At 73.6% G+C, this 17,880-nt stretch carries 16 protein-coding genes and 1 other RNA gene; 8 read left to right on the top strand and 9 right to left on the bottom strand.

All coding sequences use genetic code 11. The features are described 5' to 3' along the window. Positions 1 to 120: 120 nt before the first annotated feature. From ftsE to E7744_RS10025, 3 genes are all read left to right on the top strand, one after another. The gene (gene ftsE, locus E7744_RS10035; RefSeq protein ID WP_246858396.1) at positions 121 to 999 is read left to right on the top strand and encodes a cell division ATP-binding protein FtsE; all 879 of its coding nucleotides are present in this window, start codon (positions 121 to 123) and stop codon (positions 997 to 999) included. Next, positions 996 to 1,910, top strand: a complete 915-nt coding sequence (ftsX, locus tag E7744_RS10030; RefSeq protein WP_137773989.1) for a permease-like cell division protein FtsX — start codon at positions 996 to 998, stop codon at positions 1,908 to 1,910. Before ftsE ends, ftsX begins: the two co-directional genes overlap by 4 nt. A gap of 62 nt (positions 1,911 to 1,972) precedes the next feature. Continuing rightward, positions 1,973 to 3,592 carry a M23 family metallopeptidase gene (locus E7744_RS10025; RefSeq protein ID WP_137773988.1) on the top strand — a complete coding sequence of 540 codons (1,620 nt, stop codon included), beginning with the start codon at positions 1,973 to 1,975 and terminating at the stop codon, positions 3,590 to 3,592. A gap of 78 nt (positions 3,593 to 3,670) precedes the next feature. On the opposite strand, the gene E7744_RS10020 is transcribed toward E7744_RS10025, so the two are convergent. Then, positions 3,671 to 5,122, bottom strand: a complete 1,452-nt coding sequence (locus tag E7744_RS10020) for an amino acid permease (protein ID WP_137773987.1) — start codon at positions 5,120 to 5,122, stop codon at positions 3,671 to 3,673. 281 nt (positions 5,123 to 5,403) lie between these two features. Between E7744_RS10020 and smpB the strand changes: the two genes are divergently transcribed. The 3 genes from smpB (at position 5,404) to E7744_RS10005 (ending at position 7,106) form a co-directional block, all read left to right on the top strand. After that, complete coding sequence (smpB, locus tag E7744_RS10015) at positions 5,404 to 5,910, top strand: SsrA-binding protein SmpB (protein WP_137773986.1); 507 nt, start codon at positions 5,404 to 5,406, stop codon at positions 5,908 to 5,910. Between the two features lie 158 nt (positions 5,911 to 6,068). After that, positions 6,069 to 6,439: a transfer-messenger RNA gene (gene ssrA, locus E7744_RS10010) on the top strand. A gap of 142 nt (positions 6,440 to 6,581) precedes the next feature. Beyond that, positions 6,582 to 7,106: a DUF2568 domain-containing protein gene (locus E7744_RS10005; protein WP_137773985.1), complete on the top strand. Its 525-nt coding sequence runs from the start codon at positions 6,582 to 6,584 to the stop codon at positions 7,104 to 7,106. 41 nt (positions 7,107 to 7,147) lie between these two features. Here the strand turns inward: E7744_RS10005 and E7744_RS15825 are convergent, their stop codons facing one another. From E7744_RS15825 to aroA, 5 genes are all read right to left on the bottom strand, one after another. After that, on the bottom strand, positions 7,148 to 7,561 hold the full coding sequence (locus E7744_RS15825) for a CrcB family protein (RefSeq protein ID WP_168199795.1): 414 nt from the start codon (positions 7,559 to 7,561) through the stop codon (positions 7,148 to 7,150). Continuing rightward, entirely contained in the window at positions 7,558 to 8,055 is a 498-nt protein-coding gene (locus E7744_RS09995; protein ID WP_137773983.1) for a CrcB family protein, read from the bottom strand. The genes E7744_RS15825 and E7744_RS09995 overlap by 4 nt, the downstream gene beginning before the upstream one ends. Then, positions 8,052 to 8,873 (bottom strand): histidinol-phosphatase, encoded by an 822-nt coding sequence (gene hisN, locus E7744_RS09990; protein WP_137773982.1) that lies wholly within the window; start codon positions 8,871 to 8,873, stop codon positions 8,052 to 8,054. The genes E7744_RS09995 and hisN overlap by 4 nt, the downstream gene beginning before the upstream one ends. 62 nt (positions 8,874 to 8,935) lie before the next feature. After that, on the bottom strand, positions 8,936 to 10,168 hold the full coding sequence (gene rsgA, locus E7744_RS09985) for a ribosome small subunit-dependent GTPase A (protein WP_137773981.1): 1,233 nt from the start codon (positions 10,166 to 10,168) through the stop codon (positions 8,936 to 8,938). After that, positions 10,165 to 11,574: a 3-phosphoshikimate 1-carboxyvinyltransferase gene (aroA, locus tag E7744_RS09980; RefSeq protein WP_246858395.1), complete on the bottom strand. Its 1,410-nt coding sequence runs from the start codon at positions 11,572 to 11,574 to the stop codon at positions 10,165 to 10,167. Before aroA ends, rsgA begins: the two co-directional genes overlap by 4 nt. 130 nt (positions 11,575 to 11,704) lie before the next feature. Between aroA and E7744_RS09975 the strand changes: the two genes are divergently transcribed. Continuing rightward, positions 11,705 to 12,535 (top strand): sigma-70 family RNA polymerase sigma factor, encoded by an 831-nt coding sequence (locus E7744_RS09975; protein ID WP_371415337.1) that lies wholly within the window; start codon positions 11,705 to 11,707, stop codon positions 12,533 to 12,535. Beyond that, entirely contained in the window at positions 12,532 to 12,798 is a 267-nt protein-coding gene (gene rsrA, locus E7744_RS09970; protein WP_137773979.1) for a mycothiol system anti-sigma-R factor, read from the top strand. The genes E7744_RS09975 and rsrA overlap by 4 nt, the downstream gene beginning before the upstream one ends. Positions 12,799 to 12,916: 118 nt before the next feature. Here rsrA and E7744_RS16590 read toward each other — a convergent pair whose 3' ends face one another. The 3 genes from E7744_RS16590 to E7744_RS09960 all read right to left on the bottom strand — a co-directional run bounded on the left by E7744_RS16590 (position 12,917) and on the right by E7744_RS09960 (position 17,770). Further along, a complete protein-coding gene (locus E7744_RS16590; RefSeq protein ID WP_371415399.1) occupies positions 12,917 to 12,991 on the bottom strand; it encodes a 50S ribosomal protein bL37 in 75 nt (24 codons plus the stop codon). A gap of 209 nt (positions 12,992 to 13,200) precedes the next feature. Then, a complete protein-coding gene (locus E7744_RS09965) occupies positions 13,201 to 13,803 on the bottom strand; it encodes a GDSL-type esterase/lipase family protein (protein WP_137773978.1) in 603 nt (200 codons plus the stop codon). Positions 13,804 to 13,945: 142 nt separating this feature from the next. After that, positions 13,946 to 17,770, bottom strand: a complete 3,825-nt coding sequence (locus tag E7744_RS09960) for a multifunctional oxoglutarate decarboxylase/oxoglutarate dehydrogenase thiamine pyrophosphate-binding subunit/dihydrolipoyllysine-residue succinyltransferase subunit (RefSeq protein ID WP_137773977.1) — start codon at positions 17,768 to 17,770, stop codon at positions 13,946 to 13,948. Between the last annotated feature and the right edge of the window lie 110 nt (positions 17,771 to 17,880).

Here is a 17,880-nt window from a genome sequence, read left to right as displayed (position 1 = left end):
GGGGCCCGAGATCCCACGGTTGTTACCGTCCCGTGACTACGGTGGACCGTGCCGGCACCGAGCCCTCCCCGATCCAGCCCCGGGTGCCGCAGGGCGTCGCGCCCGGGGCGAGTGTGGAAGATGATCCGGTTCGAGCAGGTCACCAAGCTGTACGACCGCCGTTCCCGTCCGGCGCTGCAGGACGTGACGGTGGAGTTCGAGCGCGGGGAGTTCGTCTTCCTCGTCGGCGCCTCGGGCTCGGGCAAGTCCACGTTCATCCGCCTGATGCTGCGGGAGGAGCGGGCCAGCACCGGGGCCGTGTACGTGGCCGGGCGCAACGTGGCCCGGCTGCCCTCGTGGCGGGTGCCTCGGCTGCGCCGGGGGATCGGCGTCGTCTTCCAGGACTTCCGCCTGCTGCCCACCAAGACCGTCTTCGCCAACGTCGCCTTCGCCATGCAGGTCCTCGGCAAGGGCCGCGCGCAGATCCGCCAGACCGTGCCCGAGGTGCTGCGCACCGTGGGCCTGGACGGCAAGGAGCGGCGGATGCCGCACGAGCTCTCCGGCGGCGAGCAGCAGCGCGTGGCGATCGCCCGCGCCATCGTCAACCGTCCGGACATCCTGCTCGCGGACGAGCCCACCGGGAACCTGGACCCCGAGACCTCGCTGGGCATCATGGCGGTGCTGGACCAGATCAACCAGAACGGCACCACCGTGGTGATGGCCACCCACGACCACGACATCGTCAACCAGATGCGCCGCCGCGTGGTGGAGCTGCGCGACGGCGCCATCGTCCGGGACGAGAGCGCCGGCGGCTACCGGACCGCCCCGGTCGATGCAGCGCCGGCCACCGTGCCGGACACCGCGCCGGACGCCGCGCCGGACACGGCCGAGCTGGACGTCGTCGGCACGCCGGGGGCCCCGGAGGCGGGGCCGGCGGACCCGGACCGGGGTGACCCGGGGCGGGCGGAGCCGCGCCCGGGGGAGCCGGCCTGGGCCGGCGCCGCGGAGGCGGACCGGTGAGGGCCGCGTTCGTCCTCGGGGAGACGTTCTCCGGCATCCGGCGCAACCTGTCCATGGTCGTCTCCGTGGTGCTGGTGACGTTCATCTCGCTCACCTTCGTGGGCGCGGCCGGGCTGCTCCAGCTGCAGATCACCCAGATGAAGGGCCACTGGTACGACCGGGTGGAGGTGGCCATCTTCCTGTGCACCGACACCTCGACCACCACGTCCTGCGCCTCCGGGGCCGTCACGGACGAGCAGCGCGAGGACGTGGAGGCGCTGCTCGAGTCCCCGACGGCGGCCCCGTATGTCAAGGGCTACGAGTACGAGTCGCAGGAGCAGGCCCTCGAGATCTTCCGCGAGCAGTTCCGGAACTCGGCCATGGCCGGGACGGTGACGGCCGACCAGCTCCCGGAGTCCTTCCGGGTGGCCCTCGTGGACCCCGAGCAGTACGAGGTGGTCGACGAGCTGTTCTCCTCCCTGCCCGGGGTCGAGCTCGTCTCGGACCAGCGGGAACTGCTCGAGCAGATCTTCTCGCTGATGAACATGGCCTCGGTCATCGCCGTCTCGGTGGCGGTGGTGATGCTCGTGTGCGCCGTGCTGCTGATCGCCACGACCATCCGCCTCTCGGCGTTCTCCCGCCGCCGGGAGACCGGCATCATGCGCCTCGTGGGCGCCTCCAAGACGATGATCCAGCTGCCGTTCCTGCTGGAGGGCGTGGCCGCCGCCCTCCTGGGGGCGGTGCTGGCCAGCCTGGCCACGTGGGCGATCGCGGAGTCCTTCATCGGCGACTGGCTGACCCGGCAGTATCCCGGCACCGGGTTCATCGCCGGCGCGGACGCCGTCGTGCTCGTGCCCGTCCTGCTGGGCATCGCGGTGGTGCTGGCCGCCGCGTCCTCGCTCCTGACCCTGAGGCGGTACCTCCGGGTCTGAGCCCGGACCGCCCCGACCCCATCACGTCCGCACCGGACACCCGCACCGACGGAGGAACTGCAATGTCACGAGGCCGGCTCTCCCGCGCCATCCTGGGCGCCGGGCTCGTCACCGTGCTCTCGCTGTCCCTGGGCGGCACCGCCGCCGCCCAGGACGGCATCGACGACCTCGAGCGACAGATCGAGCAGGCCGAGGAGGAGCGAGAGCGCCTCCAAGGGCAACTGGGGGACCTCGGCGGACGCCAGTCCACCCTCGAGGACCGCCAGGGGGACCTGGACGCCGCCCTCGAGGGGCTCGACGAGGACATCACGGCGAAGATCCGCGAGCTGGACCGGCTGCAGGGCGAGCTGCCCGCGGCCCAGGAGGCCCTCGCCACCGCGGAGGGCCGGGTCTCGGCCGCCGTGGCCGAGGTCTCCTCGCTCACCGAGCGCGTGCAGCGCGCCGAGGCCGGCCGCTCGGAGATCCTCGCCGAGATCGAGCGCAGCGACCGCGAGCTCGACGCCGCCCGGGACGAGATCGGCCAGATCGCCAACCAGGCCTACAAGCAGGGCGGGGTCTCCTCCGAGCTGGCGTTCATGCTGGGGCTGAGCGACTCCTCCCTGCCGGACGCGGTGGGGCTGGCCCACCAGGCGCTGCGGATCCAGGACGGCCGGATCTCCTCCGTGGCCCAGGAGCGCTCCACGGACGTCGACGCCGAGACCCGGCTGGCCGCCGTCGAGGGCGAGATCCGGGACCTGCGCGCGGAGGCCGAGCGGGCCCTGGAACGCGAGCAGCAGGCCCGGGACGAGGCGGCGGGCGCCAAGGCCGAGCTGGACCGGATGGTGTCGGCCACGTCCCGGCTGACGGACGAGCTCAAGGCCCAGCGTCCCGCCATCCAGCGGCAGCTCGACAAGAACCGGGCGGCGCAGGAGAGGGTCAACGACCAGATCGCCGAGCGGCAGCGGGAGCTGACCGCCGAGTCCGAGCGCCAGGGCGACCTGCGGCAGCAGCACCGCGCGGCCGTGGCGGAGGCCGAGCGCAAGCGCCGGGAGGCGGAGGAGGCAGCGCGCAGGGCGCGCGAGGCCCAGGCCGCCGCCGAGCGCGCGGCCGCGGCGCAGGCCGCGGCGCGGCAGGCCGCCGCCGAGCGCGAGGCGGCCGCGGAGGCCGCCGCGCAGCGTGCCGCGGCCGAGCGCGCGCGGGCCGCCGCGGACCGCGCGGCGCGTGCGGCCGACGCGGCCGACGAGCGGGCCCGGCAGGCGCAGCGCGGCGCCGCGCGGGCGTCCTCCGGCTGGGGCCTGCAGCTGCCGGTCGACACCTACATGACCTCCGGGTTCGGCTGGCGCGCGACGCCGGCCGGGACCTTCGACTACGGCGGATCGGGCGGGTACGTGCACACCGGCATCGACTTCGGCGGCGGTTGCGGGATCCCCGTGCGGGCCGCCGCGGCGGGCGAGGTGTGGAACGCCGACTGGGCCGTGTGGACCTCCGGCAACCGCGTGGTGGTCTCCCACGGCGTGGTCAACGGCCGGGCGCTGGCCACCAAGTACCACCACCTGACCCGCTCCGTCGTCTCGCCCGGCCAGCGGGTCGAGCGGGGGCAGGTCATCGGCTACACCGGCTCCACGGGCAACTCCACGGGGTGCCACCTGCACTTCGAGACGATCCTCGACGGCCAGGCCGTCGACCCGCTCGGGCTGTACTGACCCGGCCGTCCGACCGGGCCGCCCCGGCGTGCGGCCGCGCCGCCCGCGGGGAGGCCGCCCCGGCACGCCGGGGCGCGCTCAGGCCCGGGAGGCCAGGTCGTGGCGGTAGTGGGGGCTGTCCACGTTGAGCACGGAGTGGCGCCGGCCGTACGCGAAGTAGATCACGAGGCCGATGGCGAGCCACACCGCGAAGCGCAGCCAGGTCTCCCAGTGCAGCTGCAGGATGAGGAACAGGGAGGCCAGCACGCCGAACGCCGGCACCACGGGCATCAGGGGCAGGCGGAAGGTCCGCGGGGCCTCGGGGCGGGTGTAGCGGAAGACGATCACGGCCGTGCACACGACGACGAAGGCGGACAGGATGCCGATGTTGGTCAGGTCGGCCACGGCGCGGATGGGGAAGATGCCGGCCAGCACGGCCGAGGCGATGCCCGCGATCCAGGTGACCCGCTGCGGGGTGCCCCGGTGGTCGACCCGCGCGAACCACGGCGGCAGCAGGCCGTCGCGGCTCATGGAGAACCACACCCGGGTGACGCCGAGCAGGAACGTCACCATCACGGTGAGGATGGACAGCACGGCGAACATCGAGATGATCGAGGCGATCACGGGCAGGCCCACCGAGCTGAAGGCCGAGGCGAAGCCCGCCTCGGGATCGATGTCCCGGTAGTTCTGCATCCCCGTCAGCACGAGGGTGGCGGCCACGTAGAGCACCATCGCGATGACCAGCGAGAGGAGGATGGCCCGCGGCATGTGCCGCGTGCCGTCCCGGGCCTCCTCCGCGGCCGTGCTCATGGCGTCGTAGCCGAACACCGCGAAGAAGACCGTGGCGGCGCCCGTCAGGACGGGGCCGAACCCGGAGGGCATGAAGGGGTCGTAGTTCCCGGCGTCGATGTAGAACAGGCCCAGGCCGATGATGAACAGGATGAGCACGATCTTGATGCCCACGGCGACGAGCTCGAACCGGCCGAAGGACTTCGTGCCGCCGCTGAGGATGAGGGTCACCACGAGGCAGATGATGATGGCCGGGAGGTTGATGATCCCGCCCTCGCCCTGGTCCGGCGTGGAGGCCATCCACGCGGGCAGCTCCACGCCGAAGCCGTTGAGGAATGCCTCGGCGTAGCCGGAGATGCCGATGGCGACCACCGCCACGATGGCGATGTACTCCAGCAGCAGGTCCCAGCCGATGAACCAGCCGATGATCTCGCCCAGGGCCACGTAGCCGTAGGTGTAGGCCGAGCCGGCGCGGGGCACCATGCCGGCGAACTCGGCGTAGGACAGGGCCGCGGCGGCGGAGGCGAGGCCGGCGATGAGGAAGGAGATCAGCACGGCCGGGCCCACCGGGGGGTTGTTCGCGTCCCCGTGCGCCACGAGTCCGGCGAGGGTGAAGATGCCGACGCCGATGATGCCGCCGACGCCGAGGGCGGTCAGTTGCCAGAGCCCCAGGCTCTTGGACAGCACGCCGTGCTTGCTCTCCTCCTCGATGAGGTCGATGGGCATGCGGCGGAAGACCGAGGCGTATCGCTGTGGTGCCATGACTGTTCACCCTCGAGAACCCCCTCCGGTGATGGTGGCTCGAAGATACCCGCCGCCACCGGGCACGCCAAGGAGCGGCGGTCGCCGTCCGCGGCACCTCCGCCCGCCGCCGGTGCCCCGTTCCCACGGCTCGCCCCGTCCCGGTGCCCGGGCGGGCGCCTTGACCGCGGCAGTACACTGGGAAGTCCGTGTGCGGGACGTCCGTGGGGACGTCCGCGCGCGACGACCGGGGACGATCGTGGACGACGTCCACGGCGACGACGAGGGCCGGAAGGAGCACCGTGGCCAAGAAGACAGCCGGTGTGTCGGCGAAGACCGACGCCGCGGGACGCCAGGTCATCGCGACCAACCGCAAGGCCCGCCACAACTACCTCATCCTCGACACCTACGAGGCGGGGATCTCGCTGATGGGCACGGAGGTGAAGTCCCTGCGCGAGGGGCACGCCTCCCTGGTGGACGGCTTCGCCGTGTTCTACGGCAACGAGCTGTACCTCGAGCAGGTGTACATCCCGGAGTACCTCAACGGCTCCTGGACCAACCACGCCGCCCGGCGCCGCCGGAAGCTGCTCCTGCACCGCCAGGAGCTGACGAAGATCGCCCGGCAGGTCCAGGAGGCCGGCCACACGATCGTGCCGCTGCAGCTGTACTTCCGCGACGGCCGGGTCAAGGTGGAGATCGGCGTGGCCCAGGGCAAGAAGGACTACGACAAGCGCCAGGCCCTGCGTGAGAAGCAGGACAACCGCGAGGCCCAGCGGGCCATGCGGATGCGCAACCGCCGCGCCGCCTGAACCCGCGGGACCGGCCGGACCCCCGGGGCCGTGGGGGCCGTCGGGGCGATCCGGCCACGGGGGAATACCCGCGCGCCGGTCTCGGTTATACTGGGCAGTCCGGACCAGGCGGGGGATCAGTGACACCCGCAGGGAACGGTTGATTGACAACAGAACATGGGGATGATCGGTTTCGACGATGCACGTCGCGACAGGGGAAGCGGGCCGAGGATGCAGAGTTATCTCGGAAACGCCCTCTGCACACCAATAAGTGCCGAATCTAAGCGCACTGACTTCGCTCTCGCTGCCTGATCAGTGAACGAGTCCGTCAGCCCGGGGATGCTATCGCCCCGGATCCTGGCGTCGATTAGATAGCCACTGTCCACCACCCTCGCCGGGGGTCGTGGTGGAGACATCAATCCGGCTGGGCCCGGGTTGGCTGCCTGTTTGCGGGACAGCCAGGGCCGAGTAACACCCAGCGCAAACTGCGCCCGGAGAAGCCCTGACAACACTGCATCGGACGCGGGTTCAATTCCCGCCATCTCCACTCCCCGTGTCGGACCCGGGACATCGCCTCGGCGGTGTCCCGGGTCCGCTGTCGTTGACGGGCGTCGTCGACGGGCCCGCCTAGACTGGGCTGTCGTACCCCCTCGACATCCCGCGAACCCGTCGCCGAGCCCGAAGGTGTGCCCATGAAGTCCGGTACCGCGATCCAGGCCGTCCTCTCCTTCCTGCTGGAACTCGGCCTGTTCGGGGCCGCCGGCCTGTGGGCCCTCGCCGCGGTGGGCAGTCCGTGGGCCGCGGTGCTGGCGGTCGTCGTGGTGGCGGCCGCCTGGGGACTGCTCCTCTCCCCGAAGGCCCCCGCCCGCCCGCCGTGGCCGTGGCACGCGGTGGCCGGACACGTGCTGTTCCTCGCGGCCGCCCTCGTCCTCCTCGCCGTCGGCCACCCGGCCCTGGGCTGGACGGTCCTGGTCCTGGCGCTGGTCTCCGCGGCGCTGGTGGTGCGGTTCCGGACGGACCTGGCCGCCGAGTCGGCTCGCGCCCGCGCCGAGTGGGTCCGGGCCCGCGCCGAGCGGCACGGCAGGACCGGGGGAGGGGGCCGGGTCGCGGACGGCGTGCCCGGGCGCCCCGGGGACGCCTCCGTCCCGCCGGCCTCGGGGGACGGGGGCGGCCGCTCCGCCCGGGGCGGCGGGCGGCGCTCGGCGTCCCGCCGCTGATCCCCGCACGCCGTTCCTCGCCGCGGCCCGGCGGGTCCGGATCAGCCCGCGGCCAGGGCGGTCCCGGCGACCAGGCCCAGCACGACGGCGGCGAGACCCGCCGCCAGGTGCACCGCCCAGGCGCCGAGCACGGCCCCCCAGCGGCCGCGCTGGACGTCGCGGGCGGTGGAGACGGAGACGGTCGAGAACGTCGTCAGCGCCCCGGCCAGGCCGGTGACGAGCACCAGCGCGAGGCCGGGCGGGGCCGCGCCGGGCGCGCCCTCGGCCGCGGGACCGAGGCCGGCGGCCAGCCCGGCCACCGTCCCCGCCACGAGGCAGCCGAGCACGTTCGCCAGCACGATCCCGCCCCGGGGCAGCCAGTGGTCGCAGGCCAGGCGCAGCACGGCGCCCAGGGCCCCGGCCAGCAGCAGCAAACCCAGGACCCCGGCCCCCGCCCCCTCGAGCGGGCCGCTCACCGCGGCCCGCCGGCGCGCTCCGGTCGCGGCCAGCCCCCGGCGCGCAGCCCGGCCCAGCCGGCGGCGGTCCCCAGGACCGCGCCGAGGGCGAGGGCGCCGAGTGCGGCCCCGGCGCTGGCCACGACCGTGGCCGGGTCGGCCCCCGCGCCGGCCCCGGGGCCTGCGGCGGACATCACCGCCGGCGCGACTCCGGGCACCGCCACGAGGGCCGCCGCGAGCAGCACGGCGGAGAGCGAGGTGAAGGAGCCGAGGACCCCGACGCCGAGGCCGGCGGCGAGCCACCGCGGCCACGGCCGCCGGGCGGCGAGGCCGTTGAACAGCCCGAGCAGGAAGGACCCGGCCAGGTTGACGCCGAGCAGGGCCAGCCAGCCGGCGAGGGGGGCGTGCGCGGGGGAGGGGGCGACCTCGACGAGCAGCCAGCGCGCGAGCGTCCCGGCCATCCCGCCGCCCGCGACCGCGAGGACGACCGCCGGGGCGGGCCCCGGGCGGCTCACCCGGCCTGGTGCTGGCCGACCAGGTCGGGGTTCAGGGCCTCCAGCGCGTCGGGGTGCAGCAGTCCGTTCGTGGCCAGGGCGTTGCCTCCGTAGGGGCCGTCCTCGCCCTCGAGGGAGGTGAACCGCCCGCCGGCCTCGGTGACGATCGGCACCAGGGCGGCCATGTCGTACAGCTCGAGCTCGGGCTCGCACGCGATGTCCACGCAGCCCTCGGCCACCATCATGTAGGACCAGAAGTCGCCGTAGGCGCGCGTGCGCCACACCGTGGAGGTCAGCTCGAGGAACTCGCGGATGTTGCCGCGCTCGCGCCAGCCCTCGAGGGAGGAGTAGGACAGCGAGGCGTCCTCGATGCGCGAGACATCGGAGGCGTGGATGCGGGTGGCCGAGGCCAGGGACTTGCCGGTGTAGGCGCCGGTCCCCTTGGCGGCCCACCAGCGGCGGTTCAGCGCGGGGGCGGAGACCACGCCGACCACCGGCATGCCGTCGTCGATCAGGGCGATCAGCGTGGCCCAGACGGGTACGCCGCGCACGAAGTTCTTCGTCCCGTCGATGGGGTCGATGACCCAGCGGCGCGGACCGTGGCCCTGCTCGCCGAACTCCTCGCCGAGGACGGCGTCGCGCGGGCGGGCGCGCGCGAGGTTGCCGCGGATGAGCTCCTCGGCGGTGCGGTCCGCGTCCGTCACCGGCGTGAGGTCCGGCTTCGTGTCGATCCGCAGGTCCTGCGCCTTGAAACGGGCCATCGTCTGGGAGTCCACCGAGTCGGCCATGATGTGGGCCAGCCGAAGGTCGTCCGTGTAGTTCTTGGGCGCGTCACTCATGCAGGCAACGCTACCGTGGGGCCGGCCCGCCCCCGGCCACCGGCACGGTGCGGGCCCGCGGCTCAGCGGCCGGCGGGGCTCTCGCGCCCGTCCGCCCCCGCACCGGCGTCGCCGGTGCCGTCGGCCGGGTCCCCGGACGGGACGTCGCCGCGCGCCTCGGGAGGGACCTCGCCGCGGGCGTCCGCCCGTGCGTCCGCCCGCCCGTCCGACCGCCCGTCCAGCAGCCGGCGCAGGGAGGCCAGGCGCTCCGGGCCGGAGACCCCGGCGTTGCCGGCGGCGACCCAGCCGTCGAGGGCGCAGCCGGGCTCGCCCTCGGCGTGCGTGCAGCCGCGCGGGCAGTCGGCCAGGGCGGGGGCGAGGTCCTCGAAGGCCTCCACCACGCGGTCGCGGTCCACGAGGCCGAGGCCGAAGGAGCGGATGCCGGGGGTGTCCACGAGCCAGGACGAGGGGTCGCCCGTGTCCGGGTCCTCGCCGGCGGCCGGCAGCGGGATGGCCAGCGCGGAGGAGGAGGTGTGCCGGCCCCGGCCGGTGACCGCGTTGACGTGGCCCGTGGCCCGCCGCGTGCCGGTCAGGGCGTTGAGCAGCGTGGACTTCCCGACGCCGGACGGGCCCACGAGCACGGAGACGTGGCCCTCCAGCCGGGTCCGGAGGGCGGCGAGCAGGGCGGGGTCCAGCGCGGCGTCGCCGGCCGCCGGTCCGGCCGTGGCCGGGGCGGCGGCGCCCGAGGTGAGCACCTCCAGGTCCAGGTGGCGGTAGTGCGCCAGCAGGCCGGCGGGGTCCCGCAGGTCGGTCTTGGTGATGCACAGCACCGGCTCGATGCCCGCGTCGTAGGCGGCGACGAGGGCGCGGTCGATGAAGCCGGTCCGCGGCTCGGGGTTGGCGGCGGCCACCATGATCACGAGGGTGTCCACGTTGGCCACCACGACGCGCTCGTAGGCGTCCGAGTCGTCCGCGGAGCGCCGCAGCACGGTGCTGCGGTCCTCGATCCGCACGATGCGGGCCAGCGTGCCCTCGCCCCCGGAGAGGTCGCCGACGACGCCGACCAGGTCCCCGGTCACCACGGGCTGGCGGCGCAGCTCCTTGGCGCGCATGGCCGTGACCGTGCGGAACCCCTCGCGGCCGGGCAGGTGCACCGTGTACCGCCCCCGGTCCACCGTGACGACGCGCCCGGTGACGGCGTCCTCGTGCGCGGGCCGGTCCTTGGTCCGCGGCCGCGAGCCCCGCTTGCTCGGCCGGGCGCGCACGTCCGACTCGTCCCAGCGAGAGGGATCGAAGCCACGGCCCGGCCGGCTCATGCCCCGGCCCCGCCGGCCCCGGCCGTGCCGGCCACGAGGGCCGACCACATCCGCGGGAAGTCGGGCATCGTCTTGGCGGTGGTGCCGACGTCCCGCACCAGCACCCCGGGGACGGCGAGGCCCACGACGGCGGCGAAGGTCGCCATCCGGTGGTCCTCGTAGGTCTCCAGCACCGCACCGTGCAGCCGGGCCGGGCGGCCGTCCGCGTGGAAGCCGAGGTGGTCGGCGCCCTCCTCGACCACGCCGCCCAGCCGCCGCGACTCGGCGGCGAGGGCCGCGAGCCGGTCGGTCTCGTGGCCGCGCAGCTGGCCGATCCGGCTCAGCCGGCCGGGGCCGTCCGCCAGCAGGCACAGCGCCGCGACCGTGGGCGCGAGCTCGCCGGTGTCCGGCAGGTCGCCCGGGGCGGTGATCCGCGGGTGCCCGTCCTCGCCGACCGTCCCCGTCACCGTGAGCGTCCCGGCGTGCCCGGAGGCGTCCGGGGCGAAGTCGACGGTGGCGCCGAAGGCGGGCAGGATCGTGCGCCAGCGGTCCCCGATCTGGGTGGTCCGCGCGGGCCAGTCCGGCACCGAGACGCTGCCGCCGGTGGCGACCGCGGCGGCCAGGAACGGCCCCGCGTTGGACAGGTCCGGCTCCACGGCCAGGTCCAGGGCGCTGATGGGGCCGGGGGACACCCGCCACTGACCGGGGACCGAGTCGTCGACCGCGACGCCGCAGCGGCGCAGCACCGCCACGGTCATCGCCACGTGCTCGGGGCTGGGCACCGCGGCGCCGGTGTGCACCAGGTGCAGCCCGTGCCGGAACCGCGGGGCGGCCAGCAGCAGGGCGGAGACGAACTGGCTGGAGCCGGAGGCGTCCACCTCGACCCGGCCGCCCTCCACGCGCCCCGTGCCGCGCACGGAGAAGGGCAGCGTGCCGCCGGCGGTGCCCGGGCCGTCCACGGCCACGCCGAGCGCGGCCAGCCCGGCCAGGACCGGGCCCATGGGCCGGGCCAGGGCGGAGGCGTCGCCGGTGAAGTGGCTCGTGCCGGCCACGAGGGCGGCCACCGGCGGGACGAAGCGCATGACGGTGCCGGCCAGCCCGCAGTCGATCGTGCGGTCGCCGGCCGCGCCACCGTCGGCGGGGCCCGCCGCGCCGCCGTCGGGGAGGGGGGTGACGCGCACCGCGCCCTCGCCGGCGGGGCGCACGGTGGCGCCCAGCGACTCCAGCGCGGCGATCATCAGCCGCGAGTCCCGGCTGTCCAGGACGCCGCGCAGCACGCTGGGGCCCTCGGCCAGGGCGGCCAGGACGAGGTAGCGGTTCGTGAGGGACTTCGAGCCCGGCACGCGGACCGTCCCGCGCACCGGACCGTGGGGCTCGGGGGCGGGCCAGGGGTCGGGCAGCGGCGGGGTCGGGGCTGTACTCGTCACCCGTCCACGATACCGGGCGCGGAATATCCGCGCCGGGTGGATTGCTGTACCGGGCGACCCCAGCACCCACGGCAGCGCCGCGGGGGCGGCACCGGCACGGTGTGGCCCCGCCGGCGAGGAAGGACGGACCATGGCCCCCGCCGCGACCGCCCTCGCCGAGCGCCCCGTCCGCGAGGGCCCCGCGGACGTAGACTGGGCGGCGATGGAAACGCACAACACCGCCCAGGTCCCCGCCGACCACGATGACCCGGACGTGGACCTCGACACGGAGTCCGATGCCGCCCGGCGCGAGCGCTTCGAGCGCGACGCCCTGGAGTACGTGGACCAGCTGTACTCCGCCGCGATGCGCATGACGCGCAACCCGCAGGACGCCGAGGACCTCGTGCAGGAGGCGTTCACCAAGGCGTACTCGTCCTTCCACCAGTACCGCCCCGGCACGAACCTCAAGGCCTGGCTGTACCGGATCCTGACGAACACGTACATCAACCTGTACCGCAAGCGCCAGCGCCAGCCGCAGCAGGCCACGACCGACACGGTCGAGGACTGGCAGATGGCCCAGGCCGCCGAGCACACCTCGTCCGGGCTGCGCTCGGCCGAGACCGAGGCGCTGGACCACCTGCCGGACTCGGACGTCAAGGACGCCCTGCAGGCCATCCCCGAGGAGTTCCGGCTCGCCGTGTACTTCGCGGACGTGGAGGGCTTCGCGTACAAGGAGATCGCGGAGATCCTCGACATCCCGATCGGCACGGTGATGAGCCGCCTGCACCGCGGGCGCAAGCTGCTGCGCGGGCTGTTGACGGATTACGCGCGCGACCGCGGCATCCGGGTGGAGGACAAGCCCGCGAAGGCGCCCCGGAAGACCCAGTCCCGCAAGGCCGCCACGGCGGCCCGGGAGACCACCACGACGGAACCCGATGCCGGCGCCACCGGCGGGAACGAAGGACAGGAGGCGGGCAGATGAGCGCGGACTGCCAGAGGATCGGCGACTGTGAGGACGCCCGCATCCAGCGGTTGTACGAGTACCTGGACGGGGCGCTGACGCACCGTGACCTGGAGGAGGTGCGCAGTCACCTCGAGGAGTGCCCCGACTGCGCGCACGAGTACGACCTGGAGTGCATCATCCGCTCCGTGGTGCGGCGGAGCTGCTCGGAGAAGGCGCCGGAGACGCTGAAGGTGAGCATCATGACCCGGATCAGCCAGCTGCGGGTCGAGGCGGGCCACTAGACCCGCACGCCGCCCGGGCCGTCCGGCCCGGGACGCAACAGACCCCGCCGGGGCGGACGGCTGGCCGTCCCGATCGGCGGGGTCTGTACGTTCCGGTGGCGGTGCCGCCGGCGGGGCCTCAGGAGTTGGGCCGCCGGCCGTGGTTGGCGCCGTTCTTGCGGCGATCGCGCCGCTTGCGTCCACGCTTGCTCATCGCGTTTCCTTCCGGTGGTGGGAACGGACCCGCGCCGCACGGGCGCGTTCCAGTGCTGTCCCGGGAGCGTGACAGCACCATCCAGTTTCTCACACGCTCCCCTCGCGCCACAAAGCGGACCGGGCGCCCCCGGGACCTGTCCGGCCGCCGTCGGGACCGGGGGAATGGGGCACTGGCGGCGGGCAGGGACGGCGGCGAGGGGGAGGGGGCTAGGCCGTGGGCTCCGGCACGTTGAGCCACTGGTACCAGCCGCGGTGCAGCACGAGCCACGCGATGAGCCCGTAGCCGGCCTGGCCCGGCATCCCCTGGCCGGCGGCGAGGTCGTTGCGCCACTGCTCGTGGTTCACGAGCGGGGTGAAGGTGTCCACGTAGTAGTGGTGACGGCGGTCCGCGACGTCCATGTAGGCGGCGTTGAGCTCGGAGAGCCGGGCGTTGCGCTCCCCGTCGAGGGACGGCACGGGGCCGACCACGAGGGTCGCGATGTCCGCCTGGGCCGCCCGGTCCAGGATGTTCGCCAGGTTGAGCCGGGCGCGGGCCGTGGAGGACTCGAGGTCCAGGTCGAGGTCGGACAGGCCGATCACGAGCCGGTTCTCGGTGTCGGGGGAGTAGCGCAGGGCCGTCTCCGACTGCCAGCGATGGGACAGCGCCTCCGTGCCCTCGCCGGGGCGGGCCAGCACGTAGCTCTCGAGCTGGACCCCGGGGGCCGAGGTCTTGGCGAGCACGCGGCCCAGCCAGCCCAGGGCGCGGGGGTCGCCCACGCCCGCCAGCAGTTCATTGCCGACGGACGCGATGCGGATCCGACGAATCTCCACGGTATACCTTTCGATTGCGGTGGTCGCCACTGTAGCAAGGCCCCTCCGTGCGTTCGGCCCGGCCGCCTCGTGGCGGCCGGGCCGAACCCCGGTGGGGGACCCGGCCGCGGGCGCGAGGGCCCGGGGCGTCCCCAGTGGTGTGTCAGCGGGCGAAGGCCTGGTCCAGCAGGACCGACGCCTCCTGGTCGTGGCGGGTCTTCGAGCCGGCCGCGGTGGAGGCCGAGGCGGGCCGGGAGACGAACCGGACCTCGCGGTCCAGCCGCGGGAACAGGTTGAGCTCCATGAAGGGGCCCGGGCCCTGGTTCGCCGGCTCGTCCTGGACCCAGGTGACCTGGGCGTCCGGGTACTTCTCCAGCTCCGCCGCGATCTCCCGGTCCGGCAGCGGGTAGAGCTGCTCGACCCGGACGATCGCGGTGCGGTCGTCCTTGTCCTTGGCGCGCCGGGCCAGCAGGTCGTAGTACAGCCGGCCGGAGACCAGCAGCACCTTGTCCGCGTCCTGCCCGACCTCGCGGTCCGGGATCACGGCCTGGAACCGGCCGCGGGTGAAGTCCTCCACCGGCGAGGCGGCCGCCTTCAGGCGCAGCAGCTGCTTCGGCGTGAAGACGATCAGCGGCCGGCGCGGGCGGGCGTAGGCCTGCTCGCGCAGCAGGTGGAAGTGGTTGGCCCCGGTGGAGGGGTTGGCCACGCGCATGTTCTCCTGGGCGCACATCTGCAGGAAGCGCTCGATCCGCGCGGAGGAGTGGTCCGGCCCCTGGCCCTCGTAGCCGTGCGGCAGCAGCAGCACCAGCGAGGAGTGCTGGCCCCACTTCTGCTCGGAGGAGGACAGGAACTCGTCGATCATGGTCTGCGCGCCGTTGACGAAGTCGCCGAACTGCGCCTCCCACAGGACGAGGGCGTCGGGGCGCTCCACGGAGTAGCCGTACTCGAAGCCCATCGCCGCGTACTCGCTGAGCAGGGAGTCGTAGACCCAGAACTTCGCCTGGTCGGCCGAGAGGTTCTTCAGCGGCGTCCACTCGTCGTCGGTGATCCGGTCGTGGAACACCGCGTGGCGCTGCACGAAGGTGCCGCGGCGCGAGTCCTGGCCGGCGAGCCGGACCGGCACGCCCTCGAGCAGCAGCGAGCCGAACGCGGCCAGCTCGGCGAAGCCCCAGTCGATGTCCCCGTTGACGGCCATCTTGGCGCGCTTCTCCAGCAGCGAGCGGAGCTTGGGGTGGACGGTGAAGCCCTCCGGGATCTCCAGGTGGGCCTCGCCGATCCGCTGCAGGACCTGCTCGCTGATGCGGGTGCCGTCCGGGGCCTGGCGGCCGTGGTGGACCTCCCGCGAGGGCGTCTCGAGCCCGGCGCCGACGACCGGCAGCGGGGAGGTCTGGGCCTCGTGGGTCTCCGCGAACACCCGCTCCAGGCGCTGCTGGTAGTCCTTGAGCGCCGAGTCGGCCTCGTCCTGCGTGATGTCGCCGCGGCCGACGAGGTTCTCCACGTACAGCTTGCGCACGGAGCGCTTCTGCTCGATGAGGTTGTACATGCGCGGCTGGGTCATCGAGGGGTCGTCGCCCTCGTTGTGCCCGCGGCGCCGGTAGCAGATGAGGTCGATGACGACGTCCTTGTTGAACCGCTGCCGGTACTGGAAGGCCAGCTGGGCCACGCGGACCACGGACTCGGGATCGTCGCCGTTGACGTGGAAGATCGGCGCCTGGATGGTCTTGGCCACGTCCGTGGCGTAGACGGAGGACCGGGCGGAGGACGGCGGGGTGGTGAAGCCGACCTGGTTGTTGACGATCACGTGGATCGTGCCGCCGGTGCGGTAGCCGCGCAGCTGGGACAGGTTCAGCGTCTCGGCCACCACGCCCTGGCCCGCGAAGGCGGCGTCGCCGTGGACGAGGATCGGCAGCACGGAGTAGGAATCCACGGACTGCCCGCCGTGGTCCAGCCGGTCCTGCTTGGCTCGCACCATGCCCTCCAGGACCGGGTTGACGGCCTCGAGGTGGGACGGGTTGGCGGCCAGGTAGACCTTGGTGCGGTTGCCGCGGTCGGAGATGAACGTGCCCTCGGTGCCGAGGTGGTACTTCACGTCCCCCGAGCCCTCGACGGAGCCGGGGATCGCGGTGCCCTCGAACTCGCGGAAGACCTGGGCGTACGTCTTGCCGGCGATGTTGGTCAGCACGTTGAGGCGGCCGCGGTGGGCCATGCCGATGCCCACGCCCTCCAGGCCCTGGTCGGCCGCGCCGGAGAGCACGCCGTCCAGCAGGGCGATGAGCGACTCGCCGCCCTCGAGGGAGAACCGCTTCTGGCCGACGAACTTGGTCTGCAGGAACGTCTCGAAGGCCTCGGCCGCGTTGAGCCGGCCCAGGATGCGCAGCTGCTCCTCGCGGGTGGGCTTGGAGTACGGGTGCTCCAGCTCGTCCTGGAACCACTTGCGCTCGGCCGGGTCCTGGATGTGCATGTACTCCACGCCCGTGTTGCGGCAGTACGCGTCCCGCAGGACCCCGAGGATGTTGCGCAGCGGCAGCATGGTCTTGCCGCCGAAGCCGCCGGTCGGCCACTCGCGGTCCAGGTCCCACAGGGTCAGCCCGTGCTGGAGGATGTCCAGGTCGGGGTGCTGGCGCATCGTGTACTCGAGCGGGTCCACGTCCGCGATCAGGTGGCCGCGCACGCGGTAGGCGTGGATCAGCTGCTGGATCCGGGCGACCTTGTTGATCTCGTCCTCGGGGTTGACCTGGACGTCCGGCTTCCAGCGCACCGGCTCGTAGGGGATCCGCAGGGACTCGAAGATCTCGTCGTAGAAGTCCTGCTCGCCCAGCAGCAGGCCGTGGATGAGCTTGAGGAACTCGCCCGAGGCCGCGCCCTGGATGACCCGGTGGTCGTAGGTGGAGGTCAGCGTGATCGTCTTGGAGACGGCCAGCCGGCTCAGGGTCTTCTCGGAGGCGCCCTGGAACTCGGCGGGGTAGTCCAGCGCGCCCACGCCGATGATGGCGGCCTGGCCCTCGGAGAGCCGCGGCACGGAGTGCACGGTGCCGATGCCGCCCGGGTTGGTCAGCGAGACGGTGGTGCCGGCGTAGTCGTCCAGGGCCAGCTTGTTGTCCCGGCCCCGCTTGACGAGGTCCTCGTACGAGCGCCAGAACTCGATGAAGTCCATGGTCTCGGCGGCCTTGATGTTCGGCACCACGAGCGTGCGGGAGCCGTCCTTCTGCGGCAGGTCGATCGCCAGGCCGAAGTTGACGTGGGCGGGCTGGACGACGGAGGGCTTGCCGTCCACCTCGCGGTAGAGCACGTTCATCGCGGGGTACTGGGCCAGCGCCCGCACCAGCGCGTAGCCGATGAGGTGCGTGAAGGACACCTTGCCGCCGCGCGTGCGCTTGAGGTGGTTGTTGATGATGATCCGGTTGTCGATCAGCAGCTTGGCCGGCACGTCGCGCACCGTGGTCGCGGTGGGCATGGACAGCGAGGCGTCCATGTTCTTGGCCACGGCGCGGGCCATCCCGCGCAGCGGGGTGACGGCGTCCTCGGCGGGCTCGGTGGTGCCCTTCTTCTTGGACTTCTCCGGCTCGGAGGGCACGGGGGCCGTGGCCGGGGCGCCGGACTTCTTCACCGACGGCGCGGCGGAGGGCTGGCGCTCGGCCGGCCTCGCCGCCGGGGCGGCGGGCTTCCGGTCCGGCTTCGCGGGCGCCGCGGTCGCGCCCGTCCGCGGGGCGGACTGCGGAGCGGCGCCGTTGGCGCCGGCGGGGGCCGCGGGGCCGCGCTTGCCGGCGTCCTGCGGGGCCTCCGGCACGACCTCCTTGGTGGCGGCGGCCGGGACGCGGGCGGACGTGCCGCCCGCCGCGGGGCCGTCGGCCTCGAGGCGCTCGAAGATCTCCACCCACTTGGCGTCCACGGAGGACTTGTCCGCCCTGTACTTGTCGTAGATCTCCGCGACGAGCCATTCGTTTCCGGGGAACTCCGCGGAAAGCCGGTCGGAGGTCAGTTCTGGCACGGTGGATACGCCTCTTCCGTAGTCATGTGTGGTTCACCGGCGGATCTTCGCCTGCACCCCGCCCCGGTCCGGTGGTCGCCGGACCGGTCGGTCCGGTCCGTGGGCGGGCC

Source organism: Citricoccus sp. SGAir0253, assembly GCF_005877055.1.
Classification (GTDB): Bacteria; Actinomycetota; Actinomycetes; order Actinomycetales; family Micrococcaceae; genus Citricoccus.
Note: the sequence above shows the minus strand (reverse complement) of the source record. Positions and strands in the feature narration are given on the sequence as shown.

Coding starts and splice junctions, on each gene's coding strand:
- hisN (WP_137773982.1), bottom strand. CDS start 8,873: ATGAGTGACGCGCCCAAGAACTACACGGACGACCTTCGGCTGGCCCAC.
- E7744_RS09975 (WP_371415337.1), top strand. CDS start 11,705: ATGGCCCCCGCCGCGACCGCCCTCGCCGAGCGCCCCGTCCGCGAGGGC.
- rsrA (WP_137773979.1), top strand. CDS start 12,532: ATGAGCGCGGACTGCCAGAGGATCGGCGACTGTGAGGACGCCCGCATC.
- E7744_RS10005 (WP_137773985.1), top strand. CDS start 6,582: ATGAAGTCCGGTACCGCGATCCAGGCCGTCCTCTCCTTCCTGCTGGAA.
- rsgA (WP_137773981.1), bottom strand. CDS start 10,168: ATGAGCCGGCCGGGCCGTGGCTTCGATCCCTCTCGCTGGGACGAGTCG.
- ftsE (WP_246858396.1), top strand. CDS start 121: ATGATCCGGTTCGAGCAGGTCACCAAGCTGTACGACCGCCGTTCCCGT.
- E7744_RS10020 (WP_137773987.1), bottom strand. CDS start 5,122: ATGGCACCACAGCGATACGCCTCGGTCTTCCGCCGCATGCCCATCGAC.
- E7744_RS10025 (WP_137773988.1), top strand. CDS start 1,973: ATGTCACGAGGCCGGCTCTCCCGCGCCATCCTGGGCGCCGGGCTCGTC.